This is a genomic window from Psychrobacter sp. 5A.1, assembly GCF_030407455.1.
Classification (GTDB): domain Bacteria; phylum Pseudomonadota; class Gammaproteobacteria; order Pseudomonadales; family Moraxellaceae; genus Psychrobacter.
Map to the genome: position 1 here is coordinate 60,041 of NZ_JASDDJ010000011.1, position 9,717 is coordinate 69,757.

The following is a 9,717-nucleotide window of genomic DNA, read 5'->3' on the forward strand; positions in this document are numbered from 1 at the left end:
AATCTAACGGCTGTAATCACAGGTCACTGAGTTATTTTCTAAGTTAAAAACAGCGCCGCTATAACCACCCAACCAATCTACATAGACTTGTTTGAATGAAGGCTTTAAATCGACAAAGTTCTTATTTTTAAAATACAACGTATCGTAAGCGTAATCAGTTTCAGGCTTAAAGAAAATCACAAGCTTGTCGAGGTCATGGTCGCGGTAGGTCGCATTTTTGAAGTAAACACTATAACGCATACTGCCTTCTTCATCCTGCTCTACCTGAATATCATCAATGGCCGTACGATACTGCTTGGGTATGCTGGACAATGGTTTTAGATAGTATTGGTCTTCAAATGCGGCATTAGAATCATGACCAATAAAAGAAGATTTGAACGCATCAAAGTCTTTTTCACTAGGGCTAGCATCAAAGCCATTATTTTTTGCGCCATCTACAAAACCACAGCTGTCTTCAAAGAATCGCAGAGCTTGAAGTAACTCTTGCTTTGGTTGTTCATGAGTACTGATGAGTTGTGTAGGCGCGCTATCGACCTTGGCTGACACAGCTGCACTATTGGCCTTCTGCTCAGTACATCCTGATACGATAAATCCTGCACATAATGTTAGTAATAGTATGTTTTTATTATAAGAAATCAAAATTAATCACCTTAGATAATGTTATGACAGTTGCTTGGCTGATTACGTCTATACGCCATCAGTTAACAGCATTGAGCCGCAAAAAACCAGTGGCATCATACCATCTAACAACAGATAACTGACCAAGTTTACATAAAGGGAATTAAAAATAGACTGCAAATATTCGTTGGTACATAGCATAGGAGCAATTCGTTATTCCCTCTAAATAAAATTAAGTAACCTGAATTCCGGATAATAAATCCATCTCAAGCAGCTATTGACACGTAAATTAGCTCTGTTCAATAGACCCTAAAATCTTTGGCTACATAAAGTTTTAAATATCAGATAGTTCAGTTGCTTAGTAAATATCTCAAGCAGCTATTTCAGGTTAATTAACGTGATCAGGGGCATCAAGTGTTGCGCCATGCATTGAATCCGTTACAGCAGCAACATATGCCTTAGCTGTGTCATCTGCCGACAGGCCGCCTTCGGTGTCCATGCCCATCATAGCCATTGTTTCCTTTACAAAAATTGGAGACACAACATTAAGTCGAAAGCTGTCAATTTCAAGCGCCGCTGCTTTAACAAAGCTTTCCAATGCGCCATTAACCATACTAACGGCTGTGCTACCAATCATAGGCTCTCGTGACAATACACCCGAGGTTAACGTTATTGAACCACCGTTGCTAATATAAGCACGTCCCAAGCGTACTAAGTTAACTTGCCCCATTAGCTTGTTGTTAAGTGCTAGTTGATACTCATCATCAGAAAGTTTATCAAAAGATCCAAAGTTTGCGACCCCAGCGGTTGAGATAACCGCATCAACTTGCCCGACTTGTTCAAACATTTTTTTAATTGACTCTGCGCTACCTAAATCAACAATCACATCTGCGTTTGAGTATCCTGCAGCTATAATCTCATCGTTATTTGCTAGGCGTTTAGTGACTGCTTTTCCGATAGTGCCAGAGGCACCTATTAATAAAATTTTCATATTGTTTATTCCAGTCTCTTTAAGGTTGAGTAAAGTATAACAATAGACTTATAATTGAAAAATAATCTAAAAACAAAAACACTATTCATATGAAGAGAAAAATAGATATTGTTCGTGCCATAACAACTTTTCAAGTTGTTCTCGATTTGGGCAGTTTTAGCAAGGCAGCGGACCAACTGGGTATTGTTGTTTCTGCGGTTAGCAAGCAGGTATCTGAGCTAGAAAAGCACTTTGGTTGTCAATTGCTTCATCGCACAACGCGTGCTATGAACCTCACTGCAGAAGGTGAGCATTATTTAGAGCAGTTCAATCTGATTGTTGATGCTTTGGAAAACCTTGAGGGTCGAGCTGATATCAATCAGCGCATTATTGCTGGGCACCTTCGAATTAGTGCTCCCCCTAATGCTGAACAACTTGGTATCACTCGTTTAATTGGGGAGTTTTTGCATCAACACCCTGCTGTAAAAATCACGCTTATATTACTAAATCGTTATATTAACCTGGTTGAGGAAGGTATTGATCTTGCTATTCGAGTACATGAATTGTCGGATTCTCGGCTTATCGCGCGAAATTTTACTGAATTAAATGTGTTGTATGTCGCAAGTCCTGATTACTTAGCAAAATACGGTACACCCCAACATCCTAAAGAACTTACAAAACACAACTGTATACTTGATTCCTCAATTCGTACCCCCTGTCGCTGGCGCTACTTTGAAGGTAACAATGAGCGACATGTTAATGTTACAGGAACGATTGAAGTTAATTACGGAAATATTACGGCTGAATACTCAGCCGCAGGTCATGGTATCGCGTTTTTGCCTGATTTTTTAGTGCAGGACTATATTAATAGTGGCCAACTCGTGTCTATTCTTGAACCATTTCATATGCCTGCAACACCAGTTTCATTGGTCTATCCAGCCAATCGCATGCAAAACCCCGTACTGCGTGAAATGGTACAATATTTACTTAACAACAAACCTAAACGTATTATGTAAAGCAGTACAACGGGCTATTACTTTATTACTTCTTTTTAAATATAAAATTTGGTTTACGTCACAATGCCAGTAACTTAAACACATACTTTCTAGCAATAGGAACAAATACAGCAGAAGCATGCATCCACTTATTTAAAAAATTTGCGGTGAATCCTACATTCATAGAAACCATAACAAAGGACATCACAAAACTCATCCCTAAAGAAATAATAAGGCCCATTAAGAGGCTGGCATACTTGGGGTTAATGATCACTTTTTATTCTCCACTTGTATCCCAAAAAATAAAATGAAACGCCTACTCAATAGCGTAATTAATAAATTGGGTTTATGACCTATCTATATGTATATTCATAGCATTGGCAATAACTATAAAGTCAGCCTCTTGTACTTCAAATAATCCGCGTCGAAATGAATAACCCCAATACTTTTTATCTTTGATGAAGTTAAGCGACTCAAACGTTACTTAAGTGCATTGAGAACTTAACCATCGAAAATTAATACATTCTGCAATATCACTCTCACTCACTCGCTATTTAGCTATCTGTAGCCATGCTTAAGATTTGCACAGAACAGTACTATGACCCTAATTTTTATATTCTGTGCGAGTACAGGAGCATGGATTTTATTGAAAACCCTCTCAACTGCTTACCCAATGGACTGTCTGTACCAAAATGACGTTTAATTATCTAGAAAAATAACTGGCAAAAATGGTGTGTAGGCCAACAGTGACATGGCTCACCCACTATTTTGACCATTATGCTATAATCATCCCCAAGTGAACCTTGGGAATGATTGTGTATGAAAAGCCATTATTTAAAAGGGTTTATAGATTATATTTACAAATACTAGTGTCCATATCAGTGTCCTATAGCTCTCTATGTTTGTAGATAAGAGACTTCTCATGAGTTATAAACCCTGAATCTACCATTCACCTTACTTACTATATTTACGGATACACATCATGGCTGTCGACAATGCAAATGACATCAACAAACTTGAATGCCGAGATAAAGACTATTCGGTCAGCATCTCAGGTGTGGCAGGTCTAAGTCTTCGTATTTATCCAAATGGCAAAAAGGAGTACTACCTGCGTTATTCTCATCCGCACATCGATGGAAAACGCCCTAGGATGATGTTGGGTAAAATTGAAGACATCAGTCTGCATGAGGTTAAGTATAAGGCAGAGACCATCCTTAATACGGTCGCAAAAGGCTCTGACCCCAAAGCCATCCAGCAAAAAGAGCAAACCAATAAATATGCTCATCTAAAAAACGCACCGTTTTCTGAGATTGCAAAAGCGTGGCGAGATCACAAAACATCAGGTCGCAATCAAGGAAAATCTAAAAAACCGTCATTTAGTGAGTCGACTCTTAAGTTTTGGGATTTATGTCTCGGATATATGTGTCGTGAAATTGGCGACTTGAGAATGAACGATATCACCAGTGAGATGATACTAAGCGTGTGTGAGTCGATTCAAAACAATGAAAACCAAGCGACTTTCGTTGGTGCAAGCACTCGGCTATACACTGAAAAAGTATTTTCATTCGCTGTCGCACGAGGATTGTGCGATAGGAATGTGGCGATTGATACCCGAGGTGAGCTTGCACCTGCCAACTCAGGCAATCACTTGCCAGCCATTACCAAGCCAGAGCAATTTGCGACGCTTCTAAAAGATATGTCTAACTTTAAAGGTGCAAGTAAGATCACATTAGAGGCGATGAATTTACTGCCTTATATATTTGTACGTAGTATCGATTTACGCTCTATGCGTTGGGATGATATCGATTGGGACAATAATTTGTGGTCATTCTCCCCCATTAAAGGTGAAGGTCGTGATGATATGGTCTCGCATTTAGTCGTACCATTGGCGACACAAGTGATTGCACGTCTAAGAAATATGCAGTCCATCACAGGTCATAAGGAATATGTATTTGCCTCGATGCGCGGTTCAAGCAATGCTTATATTAGTAAAGCCACGTTGGTGCAGATATTTCATCGGTTGGGATACAAAGATGTGCAATGTGCGCATGGATTTCGGGCATCGGCTAAAACATTGCTGATGGAACAGCCAGAGTTACGTTATTCGGATATCGTCACAGAATTGCAGCTGGGTCATCGAATTAAAGACACGCATGGCGGTGCTTACAATAGACTCGATGAGATAGATATCAGAGTAGAGATGATGCAGGATTGGGCAAACTATATAGATGAGCTTCGAAGTCGTTAGCGAAATAACTTAGACAAGCTTTATCTGATGACTGCCCAAATATCAAACACGCCCTAGTAATAGTGTCATAAAGGTCAATTAGCAAAAAAAGTTGCTATCAACATCAAGCATGACCTACCTATTTATGCTAAATTGAGATTATGCTAAATTGCAAAAACGATAAAGATGTTACGTCTAAGATAGCAATAGTATTGTATCCATTCATTTGACAGGAAGATTGAAGATGACATTAGATAACAACGTACTACGTAAACGCACCAGCGTGTTAGGTTCATTGCTAGGCGATGCCATTTCTCGCCAATCTGGTGAGCAGACGCTAGATACGATTGAGACGCTGCGCAAGGGCTTTATTCAACAACGCCGTGAGCCTAACGAAGCACACAAGCAGCAGCTTATTGATTTTATTGCTTCTTTAGACAATCGAACCTTAAAAAACGTCATACGTGGTTTTTCTATCTATTTTTTTCTTGCCAATCTGAGTGAAGAGAATTACTTACGGGAGCAACGTCATGCGCAGCGTATGCAGTCTCAGCAAAGCTGGGAAGGGTCATTTCGTCGTACGTTGCTTGAATGCCGTGAACGCAACATTGAGCCCGCTCAAATGCAAGAGCTCATTGATCAGCTAAAATTTACGCCTGTATTTACCGCGCATCCAACCGAAGCGCGTCGCCGTACGACGATGAATATCTTGCAAAGTCTATTCACGCATAGCGATGCTTTAAACAACGTGACCGAAAACAGCTTTGCCTACGAGCAAGCCAAAGAGCAAACCGCACAAACGATTGATCTGTTATGGTCATCTGATGAGGTGCGAACGCGTAAGCCGTTGGTGTATGACGAAATCAATAACGGCTTACATTATTTTAACGCCAGCTTGTTCAATGCCATTCCTAAAGTATATCGTAATATCAAAAAAGCCATCGTTGATATCTATCCAGAGCTGACGGATTACCCATTACCAGCGTTCATGAGCTTTGGCTCTTGGATCGGCGGCGACAGAGATGGCAATCCTTTTGTGACTTTTGAGACCACAGAGCTTGCCGTATTGATGCATGCGGATACCGTGTTACGTCACTATCAAGTTCTGCTAAAAAAACTGCGACGCCAGCTTATTCATAGCGATACGATTGTGACGGTCGAGCCTGACGTATATGCCAAAATCAAAAGTTACGATGAGCTCGATCAACGTGTGTTTGATTACAATCTCGATGACTATGGCAATGAGCCTTATCGTCGCCTGCTCTCGATAATCCTCACTAAAGTCAAAGCCACCAATCGCCGCATTCAAAGCAAAGGTACGGATATCGAGGCCGAAAAAGATGCTTATCGCAATCCAGAAGAGTTACTAGAAGACCTACGTATTATCCGTCAAAGTGTCAATACCCATGATACGGCACATAGCGATGGGTTATTACTCGATGTGATTCGTCTGGTCAAAACCTGCGGCTTTCATTTGGCGGCGCTCGATATCCGTCAAGAGTCCTCATATCATAGTGAGGTGATTGCGGATATTTTTGCGAGTGCCTCCAATTTACCTGATTATCAATCGCTAAGCGAAACAGAACGTCAAGAGTGGCTCACACGCTTGCTAGAAAAACCTGGCACGCCGCTCATTTATACTGACAACCTGACAGACAAAACACGTGAACAATTGTCACTCATGAATTCAGTGGCAATGTTGCGAAAACTCGTTGGCGCTGACACGTTTGGCAGTTATGTTATTTCGATGACCAACAATGCCAGCCAGCTACTAGAAGTATTGCTATTAATGCGGTTTGCAGGCTTGTGTAGAATTGATGACGAAGGTCAGTTGACTGCTGATTTGCCAGTGGCACCGTTATTCGAAACCATTGAAGATCTTAAAAATATTGATCAGATTTTACCTGCCGTATTAGATAATCCGCTGTATCGTGGACTGCTACAGAACACGGACAACACGCAAGAGATCATGCTGGGTTATTCAGACTCATCAAAAGACGGCGGTATTATCACGTCAGCATGGCAGCTTTATAGCGCACAGCAAACCATTAATAACATTGCTGAGCAATATGATATAAAAACACGCTTGTTCCATGGTCGTGGTGGCTCAGTGAGCCGTGGTGGCGGATCAACGCACAAAGCCATTGCTGCACAGCCGGCAGGCACGCTACATGGTCAGATTAAAGTGACTGAGCAAGGCGAAGTGCTCTATGCCAAGTATGCCAATACGGATACAGCCGTGTTTGAGCTGACCATGGCGATCACGGGTACACTCAAAGCCTGCTCGACCAGGTTTGTGGTGCAACCGACTGAGCTGCCAAATTATGAAGCGCTGTTTGCACGTTTAGCAGATGCAGGCGAGCAGCGTTATCGCGAGCTGACCGATCATACTGAAGGGTTTTATAAATTCTACTCACAAGTGACGCCAGTACAAGAGATATCTTTATTAAATATTGGCTCACGTCCTGCCCATCGCAAAAAAGGCCTGCCAAGCAAAACCACGCTACGGGCGATTCCTTGGGTATTTGGCTGGTCATTGGCACGCTTTACCCTACCTGCTTGGTATGGCGTCGGTAGTGCGCTGCATAGTGTCAAAACTAGTGTCGAAGCTGACGAAGCATTAATGAAAGAGATGAATAAGCATTGGCCGTTTTTTAGTGTATTTATCAGTAATATCGAGATGGCTTTTACCAAAGCCAATATGAATATTGCCGAGGCCTATAGCCAACTATGTGACGATGAAACTCTGCGCGAGCAGATCATGACAGCGGTCACCGATGAATACACGCTGACCAATTCGGGTCTCAACTCTCTGCTTGAGCAAGACTCTTTATTATCCAATCAGCAGAACCTTGCTTCATCCCTGCAGTGGCGCGATGCTTATTTAGACCCTATTAACTACATCCAAATCGAGCTACTGAAACGCGCTAGACAACAAGATACGATGAAAGATGCTGATCATGATGATATCAACGTAGAAGATCCTTTGATCCGCAGTATCAATGCGCTGGCTGCTGGCTTGCGTAATACGGGTTAACGATTGCCAATTGGATGTCAAAAAAGCCCCGTTCCAACTTAATATGGAACGGGGCTTTTCTTTGTATGAAAGAATTAAAGAATTTATGTGGTAAACCGTAGTTTCGTTTTAACAGTCCCTTTAGATGACCATCGAATGAATGAAAGACACGCCTTAATAGTCAGTTTCGCGATATAAAATTTTATGTGCTTCTTGTCTAAACTCTTCAGTACTAATGGTAGGGTCAATCTTGGTCACACTGTATTTCACTGGCACAATTTTTCCTTCTTCACGGAATAAAACATTTTGCGCTTCTTGTTTAAAGTCACTATAGCTAATGACGGTGTCAGTATTATCAAACGCGATATGATCATTATAATTATTTTGACCGTCCACCAATTGCTGTGGTGTGACCTGACTAGAAATGCTCTTTTTCGTCATATGATGAGCCGTTAATCCGTTGCTCGTCGTTGACGTTTGAGAGAGCATTGAAGAAATACGATCAGACATGTATACAGCAGCCAATAGAACCATCAAAAGCACACCTACTACCGTGATAACGAGATGGCGTGGTTTGATACTTTGATGCTCAGAATGGCCTGTCTCCTCAATACTATTATTGATCTTGTTCGAGTTGCTCATAGCCATATACCGATTCAATTCATTTTATCAACGATACATAACCGTATCCTTATATAAGGATACGAATTACCTATTATCATGCAATGATTCTTGGACGAGCGTCTAAATAGGCCGACAAACGGTCATTTATCGGGCTGATCGGCATAGCGCCGTCATGGTGCTAATCGTTGGTTTCGCGGTATAACGTGGTTTGTGACTCTTGCCTAAAGTCATCATAGGTAATGGCTTCTTCATCTTCTGTAGGTGCCTCATTTTCGGCTGGCAGGCCTTGTTTATTAGGGTCTACTGCCTCCTGCTGCTCTGATACGGGCGGTGCGGTCGTAGAGACAACATTTTCAGTAGACGTTTGGCGATTACTATCAGCTGTCGGCGTATCTACGTTACCATCGACTTTGCTCTCTGTACTGTCGACGGTAGCCGTAGAAAAAACGCCTGTCAATACAAGCGTTAATACGATAACAACGACCACGACCAAACCAGCAACCATGCCAATAATGACAGGCTTTTTGTGTGTTACTAGCGGACTCTGTGGATTTAATTCTTTAACATCTGGCGGTGTTGCATCCTGACGGATCGAGCTACTAGCACTGGGTGCAGCGGGCGAATGATGAGTCTCAATCACAGAAGCCGATTCTATTTTCTCACGACTGTCTGAATACGAGGTATCTGTATGGGTACTGGTCTCAGGTGCATTGCGATTGGTGGTATTCTCTGTGCCCGAGACACGACTTGTTGGTGATGCCTGTTGATTTGAGCCATCAAGCGCAGTATTTGTGGTCGAATTTGGTGTTTCTAGCCCCGATGATTGCTCATTATTTTTATTTTCAAACAGCTGTATTTCTTCTGCACTCAAATCTTCGAATGCAGGGGTATTTTTTGCGCTTTCTACTATTTCTGAATCGTCTTGATCACCCTCTTCAGAGCTATGGACTCGAGTAATAAAGCGCTCATAAATATCATTATTACGCTTACGCGACTTTTGGTTAATAATTTTAGCCAGTTTTTCGTCAAAACCAGTGCTGGCGTCTTCTTTTTCGTCGCTCATAGAATAATACCAAACCAGTTCATGCTACTGGCATTAAATGACTGCTAAAATGAATTGGTGATGTTTCTTGCTAAAATGTAACAAAATCGTTAGCAAACAATATAGTTGCTCAAACCATTATCTTCAAGCACAATTTATTTGATAGCGATAATATTTGTAAAACATATGATGAATATATTAATGGATATATAGATAATATATCAA

General features: G+C 41.3%; 8 protein-coding genes. 3 read left to right on the top strand and 5 right to left on the bottom strand.

What is annotated here, in order from left to right; all coding sequences use genetic code 11:
* Window positions 1-3 precede the first annotated feature (3 nt).
* Both QL982_RS04210 and QL982_RS04215 read right to left on the bottom strand, forming a co-directional pair.
* On the bottom strand, window positions 4-639 hold the full coding sequence (locus tag QL982_RS04210) for a hypothetical protein (RefSeq protein ID WP_290165784.1): 636 nt from the start codon (window positions 637-639) through the stop codon (window positions 4-6).
* Window positions 640-1,006: 367 nt separating this feature from the next.
* Window positions 1,007-1,609 (bottom strand): short chain dehydrogenase, encoded by a 603-nt coding sequence (locus QL982_RS04215; RefSeq protein WP_290190177.1) that lies wholly within the window; start codon window positions 1,607-1,609, stop codon window positions 1,007-1,009.
* 89 nt (window positions 1,610-1,698) lie between these two features.
* On the opposite strand from QL982_RS04215, the gene QL982_RS04220 reads away from it, so the two are divergent.
* The gene (locus QL982_RS04220; RefSeq protein ID WP_290190178.1) at window positions 1,699-2,604 is read left to right on the top strand and encodes a LysR family transcriptional regulator; all 906 of its coding nucleotides are present in this window, start codon (window positions 1,699-1,701) and stop codon (window positions 2,602-2,604) included.
* 58 nt (window positions 2,605-2,662) lie between these two features.
* On the opposite strand, the gene QL982_RS14530 is transcribed toward QL982_RS04220, so the two are convergent.
* On the bottom strand, window positions 2,663-2,824 hold the full coding sequence (locus QL982_RS14530) for a DUF2798 domain-containing protein (protein WP_356644904.1): 162 nt from the start codon (window positions 2,822-2,824) through the stop codon (window positions 2,663-2,665).
* Between the two features lie 741 nt (window positions 2,825-3,565).
* On the opposite strand from QL982_RS14530, the gene QL982_RS04225 reads away from it, so the two are divergent.
* Window positions 3,566-4,831 carry an integrase arm-type DNA-binding domain-containing protein gene (locus QL982_RS04225; protein ID WP_290165483.1) on the top strand — a complete coding sequence of 422 codons (1,266 nt, stop codon included), beginning with the start codon at window positions 3,566-3,568 and terminating at the stop codon, window positions 4,829-4,831.
* 223 nt (window positions 4,832-5,054) lie between these two features.
* Window positions 5,055-7,847 carry a phosphoenolpyruvate carboxylase gene (ppc, locus tag QL982_RS04230; protein WP_290165481.1) on the top strand — a complete coding sequence of 931 codons (2,793 nt, stop codon included), beginning with the start codon at window positions 5,055-5,057 and terminating at the stop codon, window positions 7,845-7,847.
* Between the two features lie 153 nt (window positions 7,848-8,000).
* Here ppc and QL982_RS04235 read toward each other — a convergent pair whose 3' ends face one another.
* Together QL982_RS04235 and QL982_RS04240 are read right to left on the bottom strand one after the other, a co-directional pair.
* Window positions 8,001-8,468, bottom strand: coding sequence for a hypothetical protein (locus tag QL982_RS04235; RefSeq protein WP_290165479.1), 468 nt, complete (start codon window positions 8,466-8,468; stop codon window positions 8,001-8,003).
* A 160-nt stretch (window positions 8,469-8,628) separates the two neighbouring features.
* A complete protein-coding gene (locus QL982_RS04240; protein ID WP_290165477.1) occupies window positions 8,629-9,513 on the bottom strand; it encodes a hypothetical protein in 885 nt (294 codons plus the stop codon).
* Window positions 9,514-9,717 lie beyond the last annotated feature (204 nt).